The following is a 22,291-nucleotide window of genomic DNA, read 5'->3' as shown; positions in this document are numbered from 1 at the left end:
CGGCGCCCGCCCCTTCCGGCCACTCTGCCGGAACGCGCCGGGCCAAAAGGGGGCCGCGCGCGCGGCGGAGCCAGCTTCATGACCCTGACCCATGTAATCGCCTTCAACCTGACGCTGCTGGCCGCCATGGCCGCGCCCGGTCCCGCGCTGCTCTATGCCCTGCGCCAGTCCATTGCCGGGGGCTTTCGCACCGGCATGGTCACCGGCGCCGGGCTGGGAACCGTGGCGGCGCTCTGGACCGGCGCCGCGCTCCTAGGCCTGAACGCGGTCTTCGCGCTGGTGCCCTGGGCCTATCTCGCGCTGAAGATCACCGGCGCGCTCTACCTGATTTACGTGGCCTATACGCTCTGGCGCGATGCCCGCCGCCCGGTCGCCGACAGCGCCCGGCCGGGCGCGCGCGCCTTTCTCGGCGGCATGCTGGTGAACCTCGCCAACCCGAAAAGCATCCTTTTCGCCGCCTCGGTGCTGATCGTGATCTTTCCACCCGACCTCGCGCCCGCCGAAAAGGCCCTGATCGTCGCCAATCACCTTGTGGTGGAACTGGTCGTCTACGCCGGTTTCGCGGCGCTGCTCTCGACTCCGGCCGCCCGGGCAGGTTATTTGCGTCTGAAACCCGTGATCGACCGTGTGGCCGGCGCCATCCTCGGCGCGCTCGGCCTGCGGCTCCTGCTGGACCGCTAGGATGACCCCTGCCCTCTTTGCCTCTGTCGTGCTGGTGCACCTTCTCGCCGCCATGAGCCCCGGCCCCTCCTTCGTGGTCTGCGTCAGGACGGCGGCCTCGGAAGGGCTGCGCACGGCGCTGGCGCTCTCGGCGGGCTTCGGCCTGGGCGCCGGGCTCTGGGCGGCGGGCGCCATGGCCGGCCTGGCGCTGCTGTTCGAACTGATCCCGCCGCTCTTCACCGCGCTGAAGGTGGTCGGCGGCCTCTTCCTGCTGTGGATCGCCATCGGCATGTGGCGCCACGCCCCCGAACCGCTGCCGCAACTGGGCGAAACCCGCCCCCGCAGCGCCTGGGCCGCCTTCCGCTTCGGTTTCCTGACCTATGCAACCAACCCGAAACCGGCGATCTTCTTCGGCGCCGTCTTCGTGGGCCTGGTGCCCGCCGAGACGCCGCTGGCCGCCCGCGCGGCGCTGGTTGCCGTGATCGCCCTGAACGAGGGCCTCTGGTACGCGCTTGTCAGCCGTGTCTTCTCGCTGCCGAAGGCCCGCGCCGCCTATGCACGCGTCAAGGCCCGCATCGACCGCGCCTTCGGATCGCTCATCGCCGTCTTCGGCCTCAAGATCACCTTCACCTGACCGACCCCAGCCGCCACAACCAAGGAGAGCCCCATGGACAACCGCCTGCCCCACGAGAAGGGCTTCCACGTCAGCTGGGACCAGCTGCATCGCGACGCCCGCGCATTGGCCTGGCGCCTGCAGGGACAGGGCCCGGACGAGGGCCAGTGGCGCGCCGTGGTCGCCATCACCCGCGGCGGCATGGCCCCCGCGATGATCGTCGCCCGCGAACTCGACATCCGCACCGTCGACACGATCAGCGTCAAAAGCTACAACCACCAGACCCAATCCGCCCCCCGGATCATCAAGGCCCCCGATCCGGAGGTCGTAGGCGACGGCACCGGCATCCTCGTGGTCGACGACCTCGTCGACACCGGCCGCACGCTCGAGGTGGTGCGCGGCCACATGCCAAAGGCCCAGATCGCCACGGTCTACGCCAAGCCGCAGGGCCGCCCGCAGGTCGATACCTTCATCACCGAGGTCAGCCAGGACACCTGGATCTTCTTCCCCTGGGACATGGCGCTGCAATACGTCAAACCCTACCGCGGCACCGACTGAGAGGACAGGGACCGCGCGGACCCTCCGCCAGATCCTGGGGACACCCCGGCTTCTTCGGTCTTAAAATACCGCGGGGCCCGGGGCAGCGCCCCGGACGGGGGTCTGGGGGCAAAGCCCCCGGGGGGAAATGCGCCCCCGCAAGGGGGCCCATCGCGGCAAACCCGCCTCAACCGGCGCCCACCCCCTGCCCGGGCGCCCGATCAGCCGCGACCGGGTCCGGTTTCCCGCGATAGCGTCCGCAGCCGCCGGATGCGCAAAGACCCACGCCACACCCCCGCGCCGCCTGCATGCGCTGCCACGCCGCCCTGCGACCCATGCCGCTTCCCTGGCGCCCCCGATCCCCTCGGCACAGCCGGTGGCGCGGCAAAGCCGCTGCGACGCCAGGCAGCCCTTCCGCCCTCCAGCAGAGACCGCCCCCGCGACCGCGCCCCGCCCCCTTCGCCCAGAGGCCGCCCATGACCACACGCACCGACGCCACCTTCTTTCCCCCGATCCCCGAGGCACAACGCTGGCTGAAAGGCGTGACCTTTCCGCCCGACCGCCCGCTGATCAACCTCAGCCAGGCCGCCCCCGCCGAGCCGCCGCCGCCCGAGATGCTGGGCGCCATGGCCGCAATGCTGCAAGAGACCGCGACACATCTCTACGGCCCGGTTCTCGGCCTGCCCGCCCTCCGCGCGGCTCTGGCCACCGACTGGGCCCGGCACTACGGCGCCCCTGTCACGGCCGGGCAGATCGGCATCACCCAGGGCTGCAACCAGGCCTTCGCCGCGACCCTCTCGGCGCTCACCACCGAGGGTGACGAGGTCATTGTCCCGACGCCCTGGTACTTCAATCACAAGATGTGGCTGGACATGAGCGGGCTGCGCGCCGTGCCCCTGCCCACCGGCGCCGACCTGATCCCCGAAGCCGATGCCGCGCGCCCGCTGATCACCGCAAGAACCCGCGCCATCGTCCTGGTCACGCCGAACAATCCGACCGGCGCAGAGTATCCGCCCGAGACCCTGCGCGCCTTCTTCGACCTGGCCCGCGCGCATGGTCTGAAGCTGGTCGTCGACGAGACCTACCGCGATTTCCATTCCCGGCCCGGCGCGCCGCACGATCTTCTGACCACGCCCGGATGGGACGACACGCTGGTCCAGCTCTACAGCTTCTCCAAGGTCTACCGCCTGACCGGCCACCGTGTCGGCGCGGTGATCGCCAACCCGGAGCTGCTGCACCAGATCGAGAAGTTTCAGGACACCGTGGCGATCTGCGCGCCCACCCTGGGCCAGAAGGCCGCGCTCTGGGGCCTGCAGAACCTGGGCGACTGGAAAGACGCGCAGCGGCAGGAGATCCTGACCCGCCGCGCCGCCATCGCCGAGGGGTTCGCCCCCCTGCGGGATCGCGGCTGGCAGCTGCGCGGGCTGGGCGCCTATTTCGCCTATCTCGACCATCCCTTTGCGGAAGGCGCCGCGGCCCTCGCCCCGCGTCTGGTGCGCGAGGCAGGCGTTCTGACCCTGCCCGCCACCATGTTCACGCCATCCGGCGATGCCTCGGGCGAGCGCTGCCTGCGCTTGGCCTTCGCCAATACCGACAGCGCCGGTCTGGCCCGGGTCCTCGACCGGCTGGCACGGGTGGAGGGCCCCCTTGCCACCCCTTCGGGCGCAGCGTAGACAAGCCCGGAAAATTCGCGGGCAGAGGAGCGCAGCATGGCACGGAAAACCGGGAAAGTCGGCGGTATGGCAGGCTGGCTCTTGCTGGGGCTTCTGCTGCTGGCGCTGGGGGGCTTCGGCGCGACCAGCTTCTCGGGCAACCTCCGCAGCATCGGCTCTGTCGGCGAGACCCCGATCCCGGTCTCGACCTACGCCCGCAGCCTGCAGAACGAGATCCGCGCCATCGAGGCCCAGCAGGGCGGCGCCATGACCTTCCAGCAGGCGCAGGCACGCAACATCCCGCAGCAGGTGCTGTCGCAGATGGTGGTGACCGCCGCCCTGAAGGAAGAGGCCGACACGCTGGGCATCTCGGTCGGCGACGAAAAGCTGGCGCAGGACCTGCGCGCGATCCAGGCCTTTCGCGGGCCGGACGGCAGCTTCAACCGCGAAGCCTACCGCATGACACTGGAAAACGCGGGCCTGTCGGAACGCGAGTTCGAGGAACAGCTGCGCGGCGAAAGCGCCTCGACCCTGCTGCAGGGCGCGGTCCTGGCCGGCATCAAGATGCCGCCGGCCTATCTCGACACGCTCATCGCCTATACCGGAGAGCGCCGCAGCTTCAGCTGGGCCGAGGTCAGCGCCGACACGGGCGGTCTGGACACCGGCACCACCGAGGCCACCGAGGACGACCTGCGCGCCTTCTACGAAGAGAACATTGGCGCCTTCACCCGGCCCCGGACCAAGGACATCACCTATGCCTGGCTGACGCCCGAGATGATCGTCGAGACCGTCGAGGTCGACGAGAACTCGCTGCGCGCCGCCTATGAAGAGCGCTCGGCCCAGTACAACATGCCCGAGCGGCGGCTGGCTGAACGGCTCGTCTTCGCCAACGAGGCAGAGGCGCAGGACGCGGCAGAGCGCATCGCCGCCGGGGAAGTGACCTTCGAGGACCTCGTGGCGGAACGCGATCTCGACCTCGCCGACGTCGATCTGGGGGATGTCAGCCGCGCCGATCTGGGCGAGGCCGCCGAGACGGTCTTTGCCGCAGAGGTCGGCGGCGTCGCCGGCCCCGCGCAAAGCGACCTCGGCGTCGCGCTCTACCGCGTCAACGCCGTTCTGCCCGCGCAGGCAACCAGCTTCGAGGACGCCCTGCCCGACCTGCGCGGCGAACTTGCGCTGGACCGCGCGCGCCGCGTGGTCGAACAGCAGGCGCAGGGCTTCGACGATGAACTCGCCGGCGGTGTGACGCTGGAGGAACTGGCCGAGACAACCGACATGGAACTGGGGCAGATCGACTGGAATTCACGGGCCGAAGGGGCGGTGACGGGCTACGAGGCCTTCCGCGCCGCCGCCGAGGCCGCCGAAGAAGGCGACTATCCCGAGATCGCCGAACTGGGCGACGGCGGCGTCTTCGCGCTGCGTGTCGACGGCATTGCCGAGGCCGCGCCCTACCCCTTCGACGAGGTTCGCGACGAGGTCCGCGCCGCCTACGATGCACAGGCCCGCGCCAATGCCGCGCTGGAACAGGCCGAGGCGCTGCTGGCGCCGCTGGCCGGCGATGCCAGCTTCGAGGAGATGGGGCTGGAGCAGCGCACCGAAACCGGGCTGTCGCGCACCTCTTTCGGCTCCGACCTGCCGCCCGAGGTGCTGGAACGCGTCTTTACCATGCGCCCCGCCGAAACCGCGGCCATCGCCACCGGCGACAGCGCGATCGTGGTGCGCCTCGACGACATCCTGCCCGCCGAGACCGAAAGCCCGCAGGCGCAGCAGCTGGCGCGGTTCTTCGGCGATCAGGCGGCGCAGGACGTGGCGCAGGATCTCTTCCGCGCGCTGGCGACCGACATTCAGGACCGCGCCGGTGTCAGCATCGATCAGGCGGCACTGAACGCCGTACACGCGAATTTCCAGTAAGGTCCCGCCCATGTCCGCTCTGACCCCCGGCTTCGATGCCTTCGCCAAGGCCTACGAGGCCGGGCAGAACCAGATCGTCTACACCCGCCTCGCCGCCGACCTCGACACGCCGGTCTCGCTGATGCTGAAACTGACAGGCGCCGCCAAGGACGCCTTCATGCTGGAATCGGTGACCGGCGGCGAAGTGCGCGGCCGCTACTCGATCATCGGCATGAAGCCCGACCTGATCTGGCAGTGCCACGACGGCGCCAGCCGCCTGAACCGGCAGGCGCGCTTCGACCCCGAGGCCTTCGAGGACCAGTCCGACGACCCGCTGACCGCGCTGCGCGCGCTGCTGGCGGAATCGCGGATCGACCTGCCCGCCGACCTGCCGCAGGCCGCCGCGGGGCTCTTCGGCTACCTCGGCTACGACATGATCCGGCTGGTCGAGCGCCTGCCGGACGTGAACCCCGACCCGCTGGGCCTGCCCGACGCCATGATGATGCGCCCCTCGGTGGTGGCGGTCCTCGACGGCGTGAAGGGAGAGGTCACGGTTGTCTCGCCCGCATGGGTGCAGGACGGGCTGTCGGCGCGCGCCGCCTATGCACAGGCCGCCGAGCGCGTCATGGACGCGGTGCGCGACCTGGAACGGGCCATGCCGCAGGCCACCCGCGATCTGGGTGATGCCGCAGAGCTGGGCGAGCCGGTGTCGAACTTCACCCGCGAGGGCTACAAGGCGGCGGTCGAGACGGCCAAGGACTATATCCGCGCCGGCGACATCTTCCAGGTGGTGCCCTCGCAGCGCTGGACGCAGGACTTCCCGCTGCCGCCCTTCGCGCTCTATCGCTCGCTCAGGCGGACCAACCCCTCGCCCTTCATGTTCTACTTCAACTTCGGCGGCTTCCAGGTGATCGGCGCCAGCCCCGAGATCCTCGTGCGGGTCTTCGGGCAAGAGGTCACGATCCGCCCCATCGCGGGCACCCGGCCCCGAGGCGCCACCCCCGAAGAGGACAAGGCGCTGGAGGAAGACCTGCTCGCCGACCAGAAGGAACTGGCCGAACACCTGATGCTTCTGGACCTCGGGCGCAACGACACCGGCAAGGTCTCGAAGATCGGCACCGTGCGCCCGACGGAACAGTTCATCATCGAACGCTACAGCCACGTCATGCACATCGTCTCGAACGTGGTGGGCGAACTGGCAGAGGATCAGGACGCGCTCTCGGCCTTCTTCGCGGGCATGCCCGCGGGCACGGTCTCGGGTGCCCCCAAGGTCCGCGCGATGGAGATCATCGACGAGCTGGAACCGGAAAAGCGCGGCGTCTACGGCGGCGGCGTGGGCTATTTCTCGGCGGGCGGCGACATGGACATGTGCATCGCCCTGCGCACCGCCATCGTGAAGGACCGCAAGCTCTATATCCAGGCCGGCGGCGGCGTGGTCTACGACAGCGACCCCGAGGCCGAGTACATGGAGACGGTCCACAAGTCGAACGCCATCCGCCGGGCGGCCGCCGATGCGGCCCGCTTCACCGGCGACGGCAACCGCTGAGGGCGCATCCGGCTGCGGGGGCCGGAGGGGGCTCTGCCCCCGCGCTGCGCGCCCCCCGAGGTATTTTTGGACCAAAGAAGCGTAAGGATTCCTTAACCCGAATGGTGTCTCCTTCCTGTGCGGTACAGGCGGAGGCGCCGATGACCGCGACCGGAGAAGCCCCCGCCTCCCAGAGTGCATGTTTCAAGGCAAAATCGGGAGCGGGGGTGGATCCTGGGCGCCGCGACAGCCAAGGGCCCGACGGCTGGGCCGTATGAAGTTGCACGTCCGAAAGCCTCCCCTGCTTCTTTGGTCCCCAAGTACCTCGGGGGGAGGCCGCAGGCCGGGGGGCGGAGCCCCCTTGCTACGCCGCCGCCTGCGCCTCGGCCCGGATACGCTCGATCATCGCCCGCAGGCCGTTCGAGCGCTGCGCCGAGAGGTGGTCGTGCAGGCCAAGCCGCCCCAGTTCGGCGCGGGCGTCCACGGCCGGGACCTCCGCCAGCGGCAGACCATCGTAGAGCCGGTGCAGCAGGGCAATCAGCCCCTTGACGATCAGCGCGTCGCTTTCCCCGTGAAAGTGGAAGAGCCCGGCTTCGGGGGTCATGTGCAGCCAGACCTGGCTGGCGCAGCCCTCGACCTTGGTGGCGGGCACCTTCAGCGCCTCGGGCAACGGCTCCATCGCCTTGCCCATCTCGATCACCATGCGGTAGCGGTCTTCCCAGTCCTCCAGGAACTCGAAATCCTCGACCACCGCTTCGAATGCCGCCTGTGCCATTTGCCAGTTCTCCTTCTTCTGCCCGAGGTAGGCAGGAACAGCCCAAAGGTCCAGCCCTGCCGCCCCACAACCGCCCCGGCTTTTCCGTCGCCCCGGTCCGGCGGGTGCTTTTCAAGGCCCGTCAATTGCGCTAGGCCTTTCGGCACAAGGCAAGAAGGGGCAGCCCGTGATGTTCAGACCGATCTCCGTTCTCGTGCTCTCGGCACTTGTGCTGACCAGCTGCGGCACCGTCCGCGAGTCGCGGATCAACCCCTTCAACTGGTTCGGCAACAGCGTCTCGCGCCCGGTTGCAGACGGCACCGCGGCCAACCCGCTGATCCCGCGCCGGAACAACAGCATCTTCCGGCGCAGCAAGGAAGACGCCGCCTATGCCGGGTCGCTGATCGGAGAGGTCTCGGAGCTTCTGGTCGAGCGGCGCCCGGGCGGGGCCGTGATCCGTGCCACCGGCGTGTCGGACATGCAGGGCCCCTTCGAGGTGCGGCTGGTCCCGGTCGCGGCAGAGACCGGCAACGGCGCGCTGACCTACGAGCTGCGCGGCGTGCAGGTGGTTGCCGCGCGCGGCAGCGACTGGTCGCGCACCCTGACCGCCGCCGTCTGGCTGACCGATGCCGAACTGGCCGAGGTCGGTGTCATCCAGGTCAAGGGCGCCCGGAACATCCGTTCCGTCCGGCGCTGAGGCCCCGGCCCGACCGCCCCACGTCATCGCGAAACACCACGCGCAAGCGGGCAATGGCGGCCTGTCCCCGGGACAGGTCCACCCCCCTTTTGCCAGGCTACCCGAGCGCGGCCCCGTCACATCCGGGGCCACGCAGGCCTTAGTCCAGCTCGATGACCTTGACGTCGACACCCTTGGCGGTGAGGGCGATCCTGCCCTCGCAGAGCCGCAGGGCATCCTCTCCGAAGACTTCCCTGCGCCAGCCCTTCAGGGCCGCCACATCGCGTTCGCCTGCGGCGATGGCATCGAGGTCGGCGGCGGGCGCGATCAGCTTCGAGGCCACACCCGAGCTTTCGGTCTTGGCCTTCAGCAGCACCCGCAGAAGATCCGCCAGGGCCGGGTTCACCTGCAACTTGTCGCGGCTCTTGTCGATCTGCGGCAGGCCGTCCTTGGGACGTTCCTGCCCGGCCTTCACCGCGGCCAGGATACCGTCGGCTATATCGCCCTTGCGGGCTTCGCGCAGCAGCAGGCGGGACCGCCCGAGGTCCGCCATGTCGGCGGGCTTGGTCGAGGCCAGTTCGACCAGCGCATCGTCCTTGAACACGCGGTTGCGCGGCACGTTGCGGGTCTGGGCATGGGTTTCGCGGAAGGCGGCCAGTTCCTGCACGATGGCCAGGAAGCGCGGCGAGTTGGACCGCGTCTTGATCCGCTTCCAGGCGTCCTCGGGATGGGTCACATAGGTCTCGGGATCGGTCAGCACCGCCAGTTCCTCGGCCACCCAGCGGTCGCGCCCGGTCTTTTCCAGCTGCGCGGCGAGATATTCGTAGATCTGCCGCAGGTGCGTCACATCGGCCAGCGCATAGGTCTTCTGCGCGTCGGTCAGCGGGCGCCGGGACCAGTCGGTGAAGCGCGAGCTTTTGTCGAGCTGCTGCTTGGCGATCTTGCGGACCAGCGTTTCGTAGCCGACCTGTTCGCCGAAGCCGCAGACCATGGCGGCCACCTGCGTGTCGAAAAGAGGCCGGGGGATCACGCCGTGGTCGATATGGAAGATTTCCAGATCCTGCCGCGCGGCGTGGAAAACCTTGACGATGCTCTCGTCCCGGAAGAGGTCCATCAGCGGATCCAGCGACAGCCCCTCGACCAGCGGATCGACCAGTACCGCATTCTCGTCGCCCTGCCCCGGAAGCGCCAGCTGCACGAGGCAGAGTTTGGAATAATAGGTCCGTTCGCGCAGGAATTCCGTGTCGACGGTGATATAGGGTTGGCCCTTGGCCTCCTCGCAGAAAGCCGCGAGGTCTTCGGTCGTCGTCAATGTCCGCATCGGTGCAGTCTTTTCTGTATTATCGTTGCTCGTAAAGTCACTCCGGCCCCGGGACCGACCATACAACAGCACGGGCGGAAATGGAAACCATGCCGCTAGAGCAGGACCGGAGTCCGGTCGTCGGCGGCAAACCGGCGCAGGACCGCCGGGTAAAGGCGGTGCTCCTCGACCAGCACCCGCGCGGCGAGGCTGTCCGGCGTGTCGCCCGGGTTCACAGCGATCCGGGCCTGCCCGAGGATCGGGCCCTCGTCCAGTTCCGGCGTCACCTCGTGCACCGTGCAGCCGTGTTCTGCATCGCCTGCCTCCAGCGCCCGGGCGTGGGTGTGCAGGCCGCGGTACTTGGGCAGCAGCGAGGGGTGGATGTTCAGCATCCGTCCCCGCCAGGGCGTCACGAAAGAGGCGGTCAGCACCCGCATGAACCCGGCCAGGCACAGGATGTCCGGCGCCGCCTTGTCCAGTTCGGCGTTCAGAGCGGCCTGGAAGGCCTCGCGGTCGCCGCCGAAGGGCCGGTGATCGACCACCGCCGTCGGGATGCCCCGCGCGGCGGCCTTGGCCAGCCCGCCCGCGTCGGCGTTGTTCGACAACACCAGGCAAGGCCGCGCCGGGTGGTCGCCGGTCATGTCGTCGACCAGCGAGACCATGTTGGACCCGCCACCCGAAATGAAGATGGCGACTCGCTTCACGAAAGCGCGCCCTCGTAGGTCACGCCCTGCCCCGCCGTCACGTGGCCCAGCCGCACCGGGGTTTCGCCCATCGCGGTCAGCGCCTCGGACAGCGCCTGCGCGCGGGCGGCATCGACCACGAGGATCATGCCGATGCCGCAGTTGAAGGTCTTGAGCATCTCGGCCTGATCCATGCCGCCGGTCTGGCGCAGCCAGCCGAAGACGGGCGGCAGGCTCCAGGCGGACAGGTCGATGCTGGCGCCAAGGCCTTCCGGCAGCACGCGCGGCAGGTTTTCCGTCAGGCCGCCGCCGGTGATATGGGCCAGCCCGTGCACACCGCCCTGCCGGATCGCTTCGAGCGCCTGCTTGACGTAAAGCCGCGTGGGCGCCAGCAGGGCCGCGCCCAGCGTGCCATCCGCCCAGGGGCAATCGGCGTCCCAGCCAAGGCCCGAGACCTCGACCAGCTTGCGCACGAGGCTGTAGCCGTTGGAATGCACGCCCGACGAGGTCAGGCCGATCAGGACGTCGCCTTCCGCCACGCCCTCGGGCAGCGCGGTGCCGCGCTCCATCGCGCCGACGGCGAAACCGGCAAGGTCGAAGTCGCCCGCCGGGTACATGCCGGGCATCTCGGCGGTCTCGCCGCCGATCAGGGCGCAGCCCGACAGGACGCAGCCCTCGGCGATGCCCTCGATCACGCGCGCGGCGGTGTCGGTATCCAGCTTGCCGGTGGCGAAGTAGTCGAGGAAGAACAGCGGCTCGGCACCCTGACAGACAAGGTCGTTGACGCACATGGCGACAAGGTCGATGCCCACGCCGTCGACGGTGCCGGTGTCGATGGCGATGCGCAGCTTGGTGCCCACGCCGTCGGTGGCCGCGACCAGAACGGGATCGGTGTAGCCCGCATCCTTGAGGTCGAAGAGCGCGCCGAAGCCGCCCAGCCCCGCCATGACGCCCGAGCGGTTCGTGCGTTTGGCGGCGGGCTTTATCCGTTCCACCAAGGCGTTGCCCGCATCGATGTCCACCCCTGCCTCGGCATAGGTGATGCCGTTCTTGCCATCGCTCATGTCTGCGCTCCGCTTGGTTTGCGGCGCACTTACCGCAAGGGCGCAAAGAAGGGAAGCGCAGAGCGCCCCGCGGCACGACGCAAGAGCACAGGAAGCGCGGACATCAGCCGCTTGACCAGACCTGCCGCGCGCCGTAGTGACATCGCCACGGTGGGCCTGTAGCTCAATTGGTTAGAGCAGGGCGCTCATAACGCCTTGGTTGCGGGTTCAAGTCCTGCCGGGCCTACCAATACGCCGGATCTCTCCCGTCCGTGGATCGGCCCGGGCCGAAGGGCCACCCTGCCCCGCCGCTCCGGCCCTTGCCGCACATGGCCCGCCCCTACCCCTGACAGCCTGCCTCCGCCGCCCCCATTTCCGATGGGGGTTGCGCGGCTTCAATCGGTGCGGTCAATGCCATGGTCCCGGCAGATGCCATGCAACCGGCCTGCGCCCTGCCCGGACGATCCGGAAAACGAACCGGTCTTTCGGCGGCCCGTGATAGACAGCGCCAGTGGCACGGCGCTTGCTGCCGATGTAGCCCTGCACGCGCCCCGGACCCTGTGCTTTGGCGCGACACCAAGGGCGCTTTTCGACCGGGGCCGCTGGCGCCTTCGGCAGGCCTGACGGCGGCCCCGGTCCGGGACCCAGCGGAGGCGGTCAGCCCGGGGCCTGGGTGTCCGCCCAGCTTGCAAAGATCTTCTCCAGCGCGACCACCACGTAATAGAGCACGATTCCCAGCGCGGCGAGCGCGATCAGCACCGCGAACATCAGCGGATAATCCGAGTTCGTCTTGGCACTGTCGAAGAGCGCGCCAAGCCCCCGCCCGTGCGGCGAGACGATCTCCATCAGGTTGGTGCCGATGAAGGCCAGCGTGACCGCCACCTTGAGCGCGCCGAAGAACTCGGGCAGCGTCTTGGGCAGGGCGATCTTCCAGAAGATCGTCGCCTGCGAGGCGCCGAGCGAACGCAGGATGTCGCGGTATTCCGGTTCCAGCGTCGACAGCCCGATCGAGATCGAGACCGCGATGGGAAAGAACGAGATCATGAAGGCGATCAGCACGGTATTGAAGTCATGCGCGCCCACGAACATCAGCGCCACGATGGGCACGACGGTGGCCTTGGGGATGGCGTTGAACCCCACCAGCAGCGGGTAGAGCGCATCGCGCATCAGCCGCGAGAAGCCCATGACCATGCCAAACCCCACGCCGACGACAACCGCCAGCAACAGTCCGACCACGGTCCGCCACAGCGTCTGCCAGCCCATGGTGATGAACAGCGACCAGTATTTCGCATAGGCCGGCGGAAGGTCCGAGGGCGAGGCCATGACGTAGTCCGGCCAGCCGTTGATCCGCACCAGCGCCTCCCAGAACAGCAGGAAGACCACGATGGCCCCCAGCGGTGCCAGCACCGCGCGCGAGGTCAGGGCCTTCAGCCAGCCACCCCGGGTGGCTGCTTTGGGGTTCATGTCGGGGACGTAGGCCATGGGGCTCTCCGGCTCGGTCTCGGGGCGCCGGAGCGCCGGTCTGTCTGGTGCCGCAACGAGGCGCGGCGCGGGATGGGGTCATCGCTGCCGGGCACATCCGCGCCCCGGTTCCGGGGCCGCATGTGTGCCACGCGACGGTCGGCGGCGCGGCCTGCCTCAGGCGGCCGCGCGGCCCTGCGCGACCTGGATCTGATGGCGCAGGATGTTGAGCATCTCGGCCGCTTCGGGCGTATACAGGTGCTCCAGATCGCGCGGCCCGGTGTCCGGCACGTCCAGCACGTATTGCGTGCGCGCCGGGCGCTGCGACAGCACCACCACCTGATCGGCAAGGAAGATCGACTCGCGCAGATCGTGGGTGATCAGCACGCCGGTAAAGGGCTCTTCGGCCTTCACCTTGTGCATGGTCTGCCACAGATCCTCGCGGGTGAAGGCATCCAGCGCGCCGAAGGGCTCGTCGAGGATCAGAACCTCGGGCTTGTGGACCAGCGCGCGGCACAGGCTGGCGCGCTGCCGCATGCCGCCGGACAGCTCCGAGGGCCGCTTGTCCTCGAAGCCCTCCAGACCCACCAGCGCCAGAAGGAAGCGCGCACGCTCTTCCTTCTGCGCCCTGGTCAGCGTGTTGGGCACGATTTCCAGCGGCAGGATCACGTTTTGCAGGATCGTCCGCCACTCCAGCATCACCGGGTTCTGGAAGGCCATGCCGACCGTGGGGCGCGGCCCCTTTACCGGCGTGCCGTGCAGCGTGACGGTGCCCTCGTCCGGGCGCATCAGGCCCGAAATCAACTTGGTCAGCGTGGACTTGCCGCAGCCCGAGGGCCCGACGACGGCAACAAAGCCGCCCTCCTTCACGCTGACATCCAGCCCATCCAGCACGGGCAACGGGCCGGACGGCGTCTTGTAGGCGTGCCGCACGCCCGCGATGTGGATCATCGATGTCATGAGATCGTTCCCTTCTAGCAGGCCGCGCAGAAGATCCCCGCGCGGCCCGTCCGTTTCACTTCAGCGCAAAGCCGCCCTCGGGCAGGTAGGCGTCGGTGAAATAGGTCGACATATCGCCCATCGACTGGAACGTGTAGATCGTGGCGATCTGGTCGAGCGCGCTGGCAAAGCGGTCCGCGTCGACCGGGCCAAAGCCGTTTTCCAGGGTGAAGTCCGTCGCCACATTGGCCGCGATGGACAGTTCCAGACGGCGCTGCTCCAGCGCGGCATCGGCGGCGGGGTTGCGCTCGATCAGGCTGGGGATGGCGGCGGCGGGGTCGGCCACGGCATCGGCCCAGCCCTTGGCGACGGCAGAGAGGAACCCCTCGATCACTTCGGGGTTCGCGGCGGCGTATTCGGTGTTCACGATGATCGCGTTGCCGTAAAGATCGACGCCGTGATCGGCCATCAGCAGGGTCGTGATGTCCTCCTCCTCGATGCCCAACCGCACGAGGTTCAGGTAGGACGAGAAGGAAAAGCCGGTGATCGCGGCGACGTTGCCCTGGGCCAGCATCGGCTCACGCGTGGGGAAGCCCACCGGCTCGACGGTGATGGCATCGGTGTCCAGGTCGTTCTCGGCGGCGAAGATCGGGAACTGCGCCCAAGCGCCATCGGGCGGCGGCGCGCCCAGCACCTTGCCCTCCAGGTCCTTCGGCGTCTCGACCCCCAGCGACTTGCGTCCGATCACCGCGAAGGGCGGCTTGTCGTAGATCATCATGGCCGCCTTGACCGGCGCATCGGGGTTCTGGTCAAGGAACTTGATCAGCGAGTTGATATCGGCAAAACCCACCGGAAAGGCCCCGGTCGCCACCTTCGGAATCGCGTCGAGAGAGCCCGACCCGGCGCTGATCTCGACCGACAGGTCGGCCTCTTCGAAATAGCCCTTGTCGATGGCGACGAAATAGGGCGCGGCGGGGCCTTCGAATTTCCAGTCCAGGGCAAAGGGCACATCGGTCTGCGCCCAGGCCGAACCGGCCAGCAACAGGCCAGCGGCGGCGGCGGCGATCTTTGGGTAAATCACGGGGGGTCTCTCCTCGGTCGAATCATTCCCTGTCCGGGTCAGGGTAAGCGACCCCCGGGCCGGTCCGTTAGCAATTCCGGGCAAATCTGCGGAGTTTTTTGTCGTTTTCTCGGGCACTATGGCCAGAAGCGCCGAAAAAGCAGGCGCCGACGGGGGCAATCTCCCCGATATCTAGCCCTGCCCCGCAGATGGCGGCCCCGCCGCGCGCCCCTGCGCAGCCCGCTGTCCCAGGGAAGACCCGCGCCACCCTCCGCCGCCCGATCCGGCAGGCCGGAGTGACGCCACCCGCGCCCTCCCGACCGCGAGGCCGCCGATCCTCGGCGCGCACCTCCGGCAGCATCCCGGGGAGACCTTGCCAGAGACCCTGCCTGCGCCCTCGTCGCATTCCTGCGACCCCGCCGCCGATCCCCGCAGCGCGGCAATGGAAAAGCCCCGGCCTGCGGGACCGGGGCTTTCCATACTCTCGGCCTGCGGCATCACCCGGCGGCGGCGACCGCCCGCTTGGTCATGACCGACACCAGATGCGCGCGATAGGCGGCCGTGCCGTGCAGGTCAGAGATCATGTCGTCCGCCGGCACCGACAGCCCGTCCAGCGCCGAGGCCGAAAAGCTGCCCGCCAGCGCCTCTTCGGCGGCCCCCCAGCGATGCACGCCGTCGTTCGACGCGCCGGTCACGGCGACCCGCACGCCCGAAGATCCGCGCGACACGAAGACCCCCACCAGCGCAAAGCGCGAGGCGGGCTGTTCGAACTTCACATAGGCCGCGGCCTCCGGGATCGGGAATTTCACCGCCGTCACGATCTCGCCCTCCTCCAGCGCGGTCGTGAACATGCCCTGAAAGAAGTCGTCCGCCGCGATCTCGCGGCTATTGGTCACGATGGTCGCGCCCGATCCCAGCGCCGCCGCCGGGTAGCAGGCCGAGGGGTCGTTGTTGGCGATCGAGCCGCCGATGGTGCCGCGGTTGCGCACCGCCGGATCGCCGATATTGCCGGCCAGCGCCGCCAGCGCCGGGTAATGCGCCGCCGCCTCGCGCGCCACCGTGGCATGGGTGGTGCCGCCGCCCAGGGTCAGCACGCCCGCCTCGGCACGCACCCCCTTCATCTCGTCGATGGCCGAAAGGCTCACCAGCACGGACGGCATCGCCAGCCGCTGCTTCAGCGTCGGGATCAGCGTCTGACCGCCGCCCAGGGCCTGCGCATCCTCCTGCTGCAGCGCCGCGACCGCATCGGCCACCGTCTTCGGGCGCACCATATCGAATGAATACATCGTTTTTCCTCCTGGGACCGCGAAGACCCTCTGTTTCTTCTTGGTCCAAATACCCTTCGGGGGTCCGGGGGCAGACAGCCCCCGGCGCTCTCAACTCAGTGCTGCATCGCCTGCCAGACGCGCGAGGGCGAGACCGGCATGTCGATATGGGTCACATGGCTGTGGCCCGCCGAATGCAGCGCGTCGATCACCGCGTTCACCACCGTCGGCGGCGAGCCGATCGCCCCGGCCTCGCCGCAGCCCTTCACCCCAAGCGGGTTATGCGTGCAGGGCGTCTGGCACGAGTGGTCGACCACGTAGTTGGCCATCATCGGGATGTCGTCGGCGCGCGGCATGGCATAGTCCATGTAGGACGCCGACAGCAGCTGGCCGTTCTCGTCGTAGGCGCAGTTCTCCAGCAGCGCCTGCCCGATCCCCTGCGCGATACCGCCGTGGACCTGGCCCTCGACGATCATCGGGTTGACCACATTGCCGAAGTCGTCGGCCGAGACGAACTTCTCGATGGTGACCTTGCCGGTCTCCGGGTCGACCTCGACCTCGCAGGCATAGGCGCCCGCCGGATAGGTGAAGTTGGCGGGATCGTAGAAGGCCGTCTCTTCCAGACCCGGCTCGATGTCTTCCAGCGGGTAGTTGTGCGGCACATAGGCGGCCAGCGTCACGTCGCCCCAGGCCACCGACTTGTCCGTGCCCGCGACCGAGAACTGGCCGTCCTTCAGCTCGATATCCGCATCCGAGGCTTCCAGCAGGTGGCCGGCGATCTTCTTGGCCTTGTTGATGATCTTCTCGGTCGCCCGCACCATGGCAGAGCCGCAGACCGCAAGGCTTCGCGAGCCATAGGTGCCCATGCCGAAGGGGATCTTCGAGGTGTCGCCGTGCACGATATCGATCATGCTCTCGTCGATGCCCAGCATCTCGGCCACGACCTGCGGGAAGACCGTCTCGTGGCCCTGACCGTGGCTGTGCGCCCCCACCATGACCGAGATCGAGCCGGTGGCGTTCACCCGCACGGTGGCGGCATCGTACAGACCCGCACGCGCGCCAAGCTGACCCACCAGGTTCGACGGCGCGATGCCGCAGGCCTCGATGAAGCAGTTGATGCCCAGACCGCGCAGCTTGCCCCTGGCCTCGCTCTCCTTCCGACGCGCCTCGAAATTGCCGAGGTCCATCAGCGCTTCCATCTTGTCCATGGTCGCGACGTAATCGCCGGTGTCGTATTCGACCGCCACGGGCGTGGCATAGGGGAAGGCGGTGATAAAGTTCTGCCGCCGCAGCTTGATCGCATCGACGCCCAGCTCGCGGGCGGCCATGTCGATCACGCGCTCCAGCTGGTAGGTCGCTTCCGGGCGGCCCGCGCCGCGATAGGCGTCCACCGGAACGGTATTGGTGAAGACCGCCTTCACGTTCACCTGCACGGCGGGGGTCTTGTAGTTGCCCGCCATCAGCGTCCCGTGCAGCCAGGTCGGCACAGAGGACGAGAAGGTCGAGAGATAGGCACCCATGTTGGCATAGGTGTCGGTGCGCACGGCGGTAAAGTTGTTATCCGCATCCAGCGCCAGTTCGATCTTGGTCACGTGGTCGCGGCCATGGGCGTCGGACATGAAGGCCTCGGAGCGCGACGAGGTCCATTTGACGGGCCGGTTGATCTGCCGCGAGGCGAAGGTGACAAAGGCCTCTTCCGCGTAGTGGAAGATCTTGGTGCCGAAGCCGCCGCCCACGTCGGGCGCCACGACCTTCAGCTTGTGCTCGGGGATGCCGAGGACGAAGGCGCCCATCAAGAGCCGGATCACATGCGGGTTCTGCGAGGTCGTATAGAGCGTCGATTCGTCGTTGGCGCGGTTGTAGTCGCCAAGCGCGACGCGCGGCTCCATCGGGTTGGCCACCAGACGGTTGTTCACCAGTTCCAGCGTGGTGACATGCGCGGCCTCGGCAAAGGCCTTGTCCGTGGTTTCCGTATCGGTGCCGAACTGCCAGTCATAGCAGAGGTTGTCCGCGATATCGTCGTGCACCTTGGTGGCGCCCTCGGCCAGCGCGGCCTTCATGTCGACGACGGCGGGCAGCTCGGAGATATCGACCTCGATGGCCTCGGCCGCATTGCGCGCCTCTTCGAGGCTCTCGGCCACGATGGCGGCAATCGGGTCACCGACGTGACGCACCTTGCCCTGTGCCAGCACCGGGTGCGGCGGTTCCTTCATCGCCTCGCCGTGCTTGTCGGTCACCTGCCAGCCGCAGGGCAGACCGCCGACACCCTCGAAATCGGCGCCGGTGAAGATCCGCACGACGCCGGGCATCCCCGCCGCGGCCTCGGTGTTGATGGAATTGATCGTCCCGTGCGCCATGTCGGAGCGCAGGAAATAGCAGTAGGTCTGCCCGTAGACGGAAATATCGTCGGTGTACTGACCGGCTCCGGTCAGGAAGCGCACGTCCTCGCGCCGCTTCTGGCTTGCGCCGATGCCATGATCTTTCGGCATGGGTATCCTCCCTGGAATGGGTCGGGGTCAGGGCCCCTCCCCGGAAATCTGGCTAGGGCGGGCCCGCGGCCCACCCGCGAAAATCACTCTGCGGCGACCGCCGGCACGTCCTGGCCCGATGCGGCCAGGATCGCGCGGACGATGTTGTGGTAGCCGGTGCAGCGGCAGATGTTGCCCTGCAGGTGGTGGCGCACCTCGGCCTCGGTGGGTTTGGGATTGTCCTTCAGCAGCGCCGCCGCCGCCATGACCATCCCCGGCGTGCAGAAACCGCACTGAAGCCCGTGGTATTCCTGGAACGCCGCCTGGATCGCGTTCAGCGTGCCGTCCTGCGCCGCCTGCCCCTCGATGGTTGCCACCTCGGCGCCCTCGGCCTCGGCCGCGAACATGGTGCAGGCCTTCACCTGCAGGCCGTTGACGTGGATCGTGCAGGCGCCGCACTGCGAGGTATCGCAGCCGACATGCGTGCCGGTCAGACGCAGTTCCTCGCGCAGGAACTCCGTCATCAGGGTGTTGCCCTTGACCGACTTGGTGACGGACCTGCCGTTCACCACCATCGTCACTTCTGCCATCTTGCTATCCTCCCTGGATGTTCAAATCTGGGTAATCCGGCGCAGCCGCGCGCCGGGAAAATCTCGGTAACCGGATGGTTCACGAAACCATGCGCTTGAACCAGCCTTTTTTCTTGCCGTCCTGATCCGGCGCGTCGGTCTCGGGCGCCGCGTCCGGGTCGGACGGCCCCTCGACCGCCTGCTGGAAGTTGTCGAAGAACTGGTCGGCCATCTTCTTGGCGAAACCGTCGATGATGCGGCTGCCCAGCTGCGCCAGCTTGCCGCCCACGTTGGCCTCGACCGCATAGGTCAGCTCGGTGCCACCCTCGGCAGGCGCCAGCGCCACGTCCGCGCCGCCCTTGGCGAAACCGGCGGCGCCGCCCTTGCCTTCGCCCGAAAGCGTGACCGCATTGGGCGCGTCCATGTTCGACAGGCTGACCTGCCCCTTGAAGGTCGCCTTCACCGGGCCGACCTTCTGGACAACCGTCGCCTCGAAGCCCTCTTCCGCAGAGCCGGACATCTCGGTGCAGCCGGGCACGCAGGCCTTCAGCACCTCGGGGTCGAGGATCGCGGCCCAGACCACCTCCTGCGGGGCCTTGATGATACGGGAATCGCTCATTTTCATGGATTCAGTCCTTTCCGTGTCAGGCGCAGCCTAGGCGCGGGGCCGGGGCCGGGGATATTAGACCAAGGGCGTAGCCGCGCACGCCGCGTCACCAGAGCCCCCGCTTCCGGGGCATCCCGCAAGCCCAGACAACCACATCGATTCGGCCTTTCGCCAGCCCGGCGCCGACGGCATCGTCCGCCGCCTTTGCACATCGAGGTTAGGCGAAACGCCCCGACGATCCCAGCACCCATTTCGGCCGGTCCGGCCCGGGCAGCGGAGACCCATGGCGGCGGCCAGTCCCCGCTCGCGCAACAGCGCAACTGCGACATCGGTCTCATGGCCACTCCGGCGCCGCGCCGCGCTCGCCCGCGGCGCGCGCAAGAGTTTTCGAAAACTCTTTGAAGTTTCTTCGAAGAAACTTGCCACTGTCGCCGCCCCTCCGGGCTATGCGCGGCGGGGCCGCTGCCCCTGTGGCCACCCTTGATCAGCGACACCCGGCGGCACGCATTGCAGTTTCAGGCAAAATACGGCAGCTTGCCGCAAACGACGGACATGCCACATGACCCGGCCAAACACACCCGAAGCCCGACAAGAGGCACTGCGCCACCGTCTCGATGCGGGCGAGGCGCTCAGCCTCAGCGCGCTTTCGCGGGAATTCGGCGTCTCGCCCGACAGCATTCGGCGCGACCTCAAGGCACTGGAATCGCAGGGCCTCGCCCGTTGCATCCGGGGCGGCGCGCTGCCACCGCAGCCCCTGGCGCGTGCCACGCTCGACCGCCTGCCAGAGATGGACCACGCCGCCCTGACCGCCGCTGCCCTGCCGCTGATCGCGGACGGCATGGTGGTGTTCATGGACGGCGGCACGACCATCGCCGCGCTTGCCGCCGCGCTGCCCCGGCTTCCCGGGGCGCTGATCGTGACGCCCGCCCCCGCCGTGGCGCTTGCCACCCTGCGCCGGGGCACGCCGACGCATCTGATCGGCGGCCGCCTCTCGCCCTCCGGTGCCATCGCGGTCGGCTCGGACAGCACGCGGGCGCTGTCGCGCATCGCCGCCGACCTCGCCCTGCTGGGGGTCTGCGGCATCGACCCCGGCTTCGGCCTCTCGGCCGAGGACAGCGACGAGGCCGCGGTCAAGCGCGCCATGCTCGACGCGGCCCACCGCAGCGCCCTGCTGAGCGCCGCAGCAAAGCTTGGCACCCGCAGCCGGTTCCACGTCGCGCCATGCGTGGCGCTGGACATCCTGATCACCGATGCGCCCACCGAGGCGACGCCCGCCTATACAGACCTCGGAATGGAGATCCGCCATGCCTGACATCCGCCGCGCCCGCCTTGCGGTCTCTGCCGCCTTCGCCCTGAACGGCGCGCTTCTGGGCGCCTGGGCCAGCCGGGTTCCGGCGGTGCGCGACCGCTTCGAGCTATCCGAGGGCGCGCTCGGACTGATGCTGCTGGTCATGGGGGTTGGCGCTCTCCTGTCCTTCCCGCTGGCGGGCAGCATGGCCGACCGGCGCGGCGCCTACCCGGTCGCCTGTCTGCTGGCCTGCCTCTACCTTCTGACCATCGTCGCCATCGGCCTCGCCCCGGTCCCCCTCGCGCTGGCCGCCGCGCTCTTCGCCTTCGGCGCCTGCCACGGCGCCATGGACGTGGCGATGAACAGCTGGGCGGCAGAGGTCGAACGCACCTCGGGCCGCTCGATCATGTCGTCCTTCCACGCAATGTGGAGCCTCGGCGCCGGTCTGGGCGCGGGCGGAGGCTGGCTGGCCACCCGCGCGGGCCTGTCGCTCGACGCGCATTTCGCCCTGACCGCCCTGGCGGTGGCGCTTGTCTTCGGCCCGCTGATCCGCACCCGCTGGGACAGCCGCCGCAGCGCGCCCGCCACCAAGGGGCCGGTCTTTGCCCTGCCGCGCGGCGCGCTGGTGCTGGTGGGCGTTGTGGCCCTGGCGGCGGGGCTCGGAGAGGGCGCCGCCGCCGACTGGAGCGCGGTCTTCCTTGCCGATGTGGTCGGCACCACGCAGTCGCAGGCGGCCCTGGGCTATGCCATCTTCAGCGCCACCATGGTGGCGATGCGGCTCTGCGTCGACGGGCTGATCACGCGCTTCGGCCCGGTGGCCACCGCCCGCGCCGCCGGGCTTTTCGCCGCCCTCGGGACGGCACTGGTGGTCGGCCCGGCCACGCTGCCGCTGACGCTGGCCGGCTACGTGCTGATCGGCATGGGCTACGCGGCGGTGATCCCCATGGCCTTCAGCCGCGCCGCCGCCGATCCGGACGTGCCCGCCGGACAGGCCATCGCCTCGGTCGCGACGCTGGGGTACGGCGCCATGCTGGTGGGGCCGCCCGCCATCGGCTTCCTCGCGGAACTGACCTCGCTGCGCCTCGCCCTGGCCCTTGTGGGCGCCGCGGCACTCGCCATCACCGCCCTCGCCCCGGTGCTCGGCCAGGGCCGCGGCCTGCCACAGGGCCGGACCGCAGCGGGCTGACAACGGCCACCCCCCGCAGCATACGAAACCGGCCCCGCCCCATGGCTTGCTTCGGAGCCGTCCTTCGCCTGCCGCCCGCAGGACAGCTCCGGCTGCCCGGGCCAAACCAAATCGC

20 protein-coding genes and 1 tRNA gene are annotated in these 22,291 nt (G+C 68.8%); 10 read left to right on the top strand and 11 right to left on the bottom strand.

All coding sequences use genetic code 11. The annotated features are described in order from the left end of the window. Window positions 1–78: 78 nt before the first annotated feature. From ACN5KJ_RS11560 to trpE, 6 genes are all read left to right on the top strand, one after another. Window positions 79–681, top strand: a complete 603-nt coding sequence (locus tag ACN5KJ_RS11560) for a LysE family translocator (protein WP_418594092.1) — start codon at window positions 79–81, stop codon at window positions 679–681. Window position 682: 1 nt separating this feature from the next. After that, window positions 683–1,294, top strand: coding sequence for a LysE family translocator (locus ACN5KJ_RS11555; RefSeq protein ID WP_347167743.1), 612 nt, complete (start codon window positions 683–685; stop codon window positions 1,292–1,294). A 33-nt stretch (window positions 1,295–1,327) separates the two neighbouring features. Then, complete coding sequence (gene gpt / locus ACN5KJ_RS11550; protein WP_347167744.1) at window positions 1,328–1,831, top strand: xanthine phosphoribosyltransferase; 504 nt, start codon at window positions 1,328–1,330, stop codon at window positions 1,829–1,831. A 455-nt stretch (window positions 1,832–2,286) separates the two neighbouring features. After that, window positions 2,287–3,483 carry an aminotransferase gene (locus tag ACN5KJ_RS11545; RefSeq protein ID WP_418594091.1) on the top strand — a complete coding sequence of 399 codons (1,197 nt, stop codon included), beginning with the start codon at window positions 2,287–2,289 and terminating at the stop codon, window positions 3,481–3,483. Between the two features lie 36 nt (window positions 3,484–3,519). Further along, window positions 3,520–5,373, top strand: a complete 1,854-nt coding sequence (locus tag ACN5KJ_RS11540) for a peptidyl-prolyl cis-trans isomerase (RefSeq protein WP_418594089.1) — start codon at window positions 3,520–3,522, stop codon at window positions 5,371–5,373. Between the two features lie 10 nt (window positions 5,374–5,383). Beyond that, window positions 5,384–6,898, top strand: coding sequence for an anthranilate synthase component I (gene trpE, locus ACN5KJ_RS11535; RefSeq protein WP_418594087.1), 1,515 nt, complete (start codon window positions 5,384–5,386; stop codon window positions 6,896–6,898). Window positions 6,899–7,241: 343 nt separating this feature from the next. On the opposite strand, the gene ACN5KJ_RS11530 is transcribed toward trpE, so the two are convergent. Further along, window positions 7,242–7,652 (bottom strand): SufE family protein, encoded by a 411-nt coding sequence (locus tag ACN5KJ_RS11530; RefSeq protein ID WP_418594085.1) that lies wholly within the window; start codon window positions 7,650–7,652, stop codon window positions 7,242–7,244. Window positions 7,653–7,821: 169 nt separating this feature from the next. Between ACN5KJ_RS11530 and ACN5KJ_RS11525 the strand changes: the two genes are divergently transcribed. Then, window positions 7,822–8,328, top strand: coding sequence for a hypothetical protein (locus ACN5KJ_RS11525; protein WP_347167747.1), 507 nt, complete (start codon window positions 7,822–7,824; stop codon window positions 8,326–8,328). A gap of 139 nt (window positions 8,329–8,467) precedes the next feature. Here ACN5KJ_RS11525 and rnd read toward each other — a convergent pair whose 3' ends face one another. The 3 genes from rnd to purM form a co-directional block, all read right to left on the bottom strand. Continuing rightward, complete coding sequence (rnd, locus tag ACN5KJ_RS11520; protein WP_418594083.1) at window positions 8,468–9,628, bottom strand: ribonuclease D; 1,161 nt, start codon at window positions 9,626–9,628, stop codon at window positions 8,468–8,470. A 95-nt stretch (window positions 9,629–9,723) separates the two neighbouring features. Beyond that, entirely contained in the window at window positions 9,724–10,311 is a 588-nt protein-coding gene (gene purN, locus ACN5KJ_RS11515; protein ID WP_418594081.1) for a phosphoribosylglycinamide formyltransferase, read from the bottom strand. After that, window positions 10,308–11,354 (bottom strand): phosphoribosylformylglycinamidine cyclo-ligase, encoded by a 1,047-nt coding sequence (gene purM / locus ACN5KJ_RS11510; RefSeq protein WP_418594079.1) that lies wholly within the window; start codon window positions 11,352–11,354, stop codon window positions 10,308–10,310. The genes purN and purM overlap by 4 nt, the downstream gene beginning before the upstream one ends. A gap of 152 nt (window positions 11,355–11,506) precedes the next feature. On the opposite strand from purM, the gene ACN5KJ_RS11505 reads away from it, so the two are divergent. Next, a tRNA-Ile gene (locus tag ACN5KJ_RS11505) sits at window positions 11,507–11,583 on the top strand. Window positions 11,584–11,990: 407 nt separating this feature from the next. Here the strand turns inward: ACN5KJ_RS11505 and ACN5KJ_RS11500 are convergent. The 7 genes from ACN5KJ_RS11500 to ACN5KJ_RS11470 form a co-directional block, all read right to left on the bottom strand. After that, window positions 11,991–12,815: an ABC transporter permease gene (locus tag ACN5KJ_RS11500; RefSeq protein WP_347167816.1), complete on the bottom strand. Its 825-nt coding sequence runs from the start codon at window positions 12,813–12,815 to the stop codon at window positions 11,991–11,993. A 156-nt stretch (window positions 12,816–12,971) separates the two neighbouring features. After that, complete coding sequence (locus ACN5KJ_RS11495; protein WP_418594077.1) at window positions 12,972–13,754, bottom strand: ABC transporter ATP-binding protein; 783 nt, start codon at window positions 13,752–13,754, stop codon at window positions 12,972–12,974. 55 nt (window positions 13,755–13,809) lie between these two features. Then, the gene (locus ACN5KJ_RS11490; RefSeq protein WP_418594075.1) at window positions 13,810–14,814 is read right to left on the bottom strand and encodes an ABC transporter substrate-binding protein; all 1,005 of its coding nucleotides are present in this window, start codon (window positions 14,812–14,814) and stop codon (window positions 13,810–13,812) included. Window positions 14,815–15,290: 476 nt separating this feature from the next. Then, window positions 15,291–16,079, bottom strand: a complete 789-nt coding sequence (locus ACN5KJ_RS11485) for an FAD binding domain-containing protein (RefSeq protein ID WP_418594073.1) — start codon at window positions 16,077–16,079, stop codon at window positions 15,291–15,293. 95 nt (window positions 16,080–16,174) lie between these two features. Next, window positions 16,175–18,547 carry a xanthine dehydrogenase family protein molybdopterin-binding subunit gene (locus ACN5KJ_RS11480; protein WP_418594072.1) on the bottom strand — a complete coding sequence of 791 codons (2,373 nt, stop codon included), beginning with the start codon at window positions 18,545–18,547 and terminating at the stop codon, window positions 16,175–16,177. Window positions 18,548–18,630: 83 nt separating this feature from the next. Then, window positions 18,631–19,116, bottom strand: coding sequence for a (2Fe-2S)-binding protein (locus tag ACN5KJ_RS11475; RefSeq protein ID WP_347167819.1), 486 nt, complete (start codon window positions 19,114–19,116; stop codon window positions 18,631–18,633). A 79-nt stretch (window positions 19,117–19,195) separates the two neighbouring features. Beyond that, window positions 19,196–19,720: a CoxG family protein gene (locus ACN5KJ_RS11470; protein WP_418594070.1), complete on the bottom strand. Its 525-nt coding sequence runs from the start codon at window positions 19,718–19,720 to the stop codon at window positions 19,196–19,198. Between the two features lie 541 nt (window positions 19,721–20,261). Between ACN5KJ_RS11470 and ACN5KJ_RS11465 the strand changes: the two genes are divergently transcribed. Together ACN5KJ_RS11465 and ACN5KJ_RS11460 are read left to right on the top strand one after the other, a co-directional pair. Next, window positions 20,262–21,014: a DeoR/GlpR family DNA-binding transcription regulator gene (locus ACN5KJ_RS11465; RefSeq protein ID WP_418594068.1), complete on the top strand. Its 753-nt coding sequence runs from the start codon at window positions 20,262–20,264 to the stop codon at window positions 21,012–21,014. Then, the gene (locus ACN5KJ_RS11460; protein WP_418594067.1) at window positions 21,007–22,176 is read left to right on the top strand and encodes an MFS transporter; all 1,170 of its coding nucleotides are present in this window, start codon (window positions 21,007–21,009) and stop codon (window positions 22,174–22,176) included. The genes ACN5KJ_RS11465 and ACN5KJ_RS11460 overlap by 8 nt, the downstream gene beginning before the upstream one ends. Window positions 22,177–22,291: the final 115 nt, after the last annotated feature.

The sequence above is a fragment of the Ponticoccus sp. (in: a-proteobacteria) genome, assembly GCF_048381735.1.
This window is presented reverse-complemented; position numbering and strand designations above follow the sequence as displayed.

Coding starts and splice junctions, on each gene's coding strand:
- ACN5KJ_RS11560 (WP_418594092.1), top strand. CDS start 79: ATGACCCTGACCCATGTAATCGCCTTCAACCTGACGCTGCTGGCCGCC.
- ACN5KJ_RS11500 (WP_347167816.1), bottom strand. CDS start 12,815: ATGGCCTACGTCCCCGACATGAACCCCAAAGCAGCCACCCGGGGTGGC.
- ACN5KJ_RS11475 (WP_347167819.1), bottom strand. CDS start 19,116: ATGGCAGAAGTGACGATGGTGGTGAACGGCAGGTCCGTCACCAAGTCG.
- trpE (WP_418594087.1), top strand. CDS start 5,384: ATGTCCGCTCTGACCCCCGGCTTCGATGCCTTCGCCAAGGCCTACGAG.
- ACN5KJ_RS11465 (WP_418594068.1), top strand. CDS start 20,262: ATGACCCGGCCAAACACACCCGAAGCCCGACAAGAGGCACTGCGCCAC.
- rnd (WP_418594083.1), bottom strand. CDS start 9,628: ATGCGGACATTGACGACGACCGAAGACCTCGCGGCTTTCTGCGAGGAG.
- ACN5KJ_RS11460 (WP_418594067.1), top strand. CDS start 21,007: ATGCCTGACATCCGCCGCGCCCGCCTTGCGGTCTCTGCCGCCTTCGCC.
- ACN5KJ_RS11525 (WP_347167747.1), top strand. CDS start 7,822: ATGTTCAGACCGATCTCCGTTCTCGTGCTCTCGGCACTTGTGCTGACC.
- purM (WP_418594079.1), bottom strand. CDS start 11,354: ATGAGCGATGGCAAGAACGGCATCACCTATGCCGAGGCAGGGGTGGAC.
- ACN5KJ_RS11530 (WP_418594085.1), bottom strand. CDS start 7,652: ATGGCACAGGCGGCATTCGAAGCGGTGGTCGAGGATTTCGAGTTCCTG.
- ACN5KJ_RS11540 (WP_418594089.1), top strand. CDS start 3,520: ATGGCACGGAAAACCGGGAAAGTCGGCGGTATGGCAGGCTGGCTCTTG.
- ACN5KJ_RS11485 (WP_418594073.1), bottom strand. CDS start 16,079: ATGTATTCATTCGATATGGTGCGCCCGAAGACGGTGGCCGATGCGGTC.
- ACN5KJ_RS11545 (WP_418594091.1), top strand. CDS start 2,287: ATGACCACACGCACCGACGCCACCTTCTTTCCCCCGATCCCCGAGGCA.
- ACN5KJ_RS11555 (WP_347167743.1), top strand. CDS start 683: ATGACCCCTGCCCTCTTTGCCTCTGTCGTGCTGGTGCACCTTCTCGCC.
- ACN5KJ_RS11470 (WP_418594070.1), bottom strand. CDS start 19,720: ATGAAAATGAGCGATTCCCGTATCATCAAGGCCCCGCAGGAGGTGGTC.
- gpt (WP_347167744.1), top strand. CDS start 1,328: ATGGACAACCGCCTGCCCCACGAGAAGGGCTTCCACGTCAGCTGGGAC.
- ACN5KJ_RS11495 (WP_418594077.1), bottom strand. CDS start 13,754: ATGACATCGATGATCCACATCGCGGGCGTGCGGCACGCCTACAAGACG.
- ACN5KJ_RS11480 (WP_418594072.1), bottom strand. CDS start 18,547: ATGCCGAAAGATCATGGCATCGGCGCAAGCCAGAAGCGGCGCGAGGAC.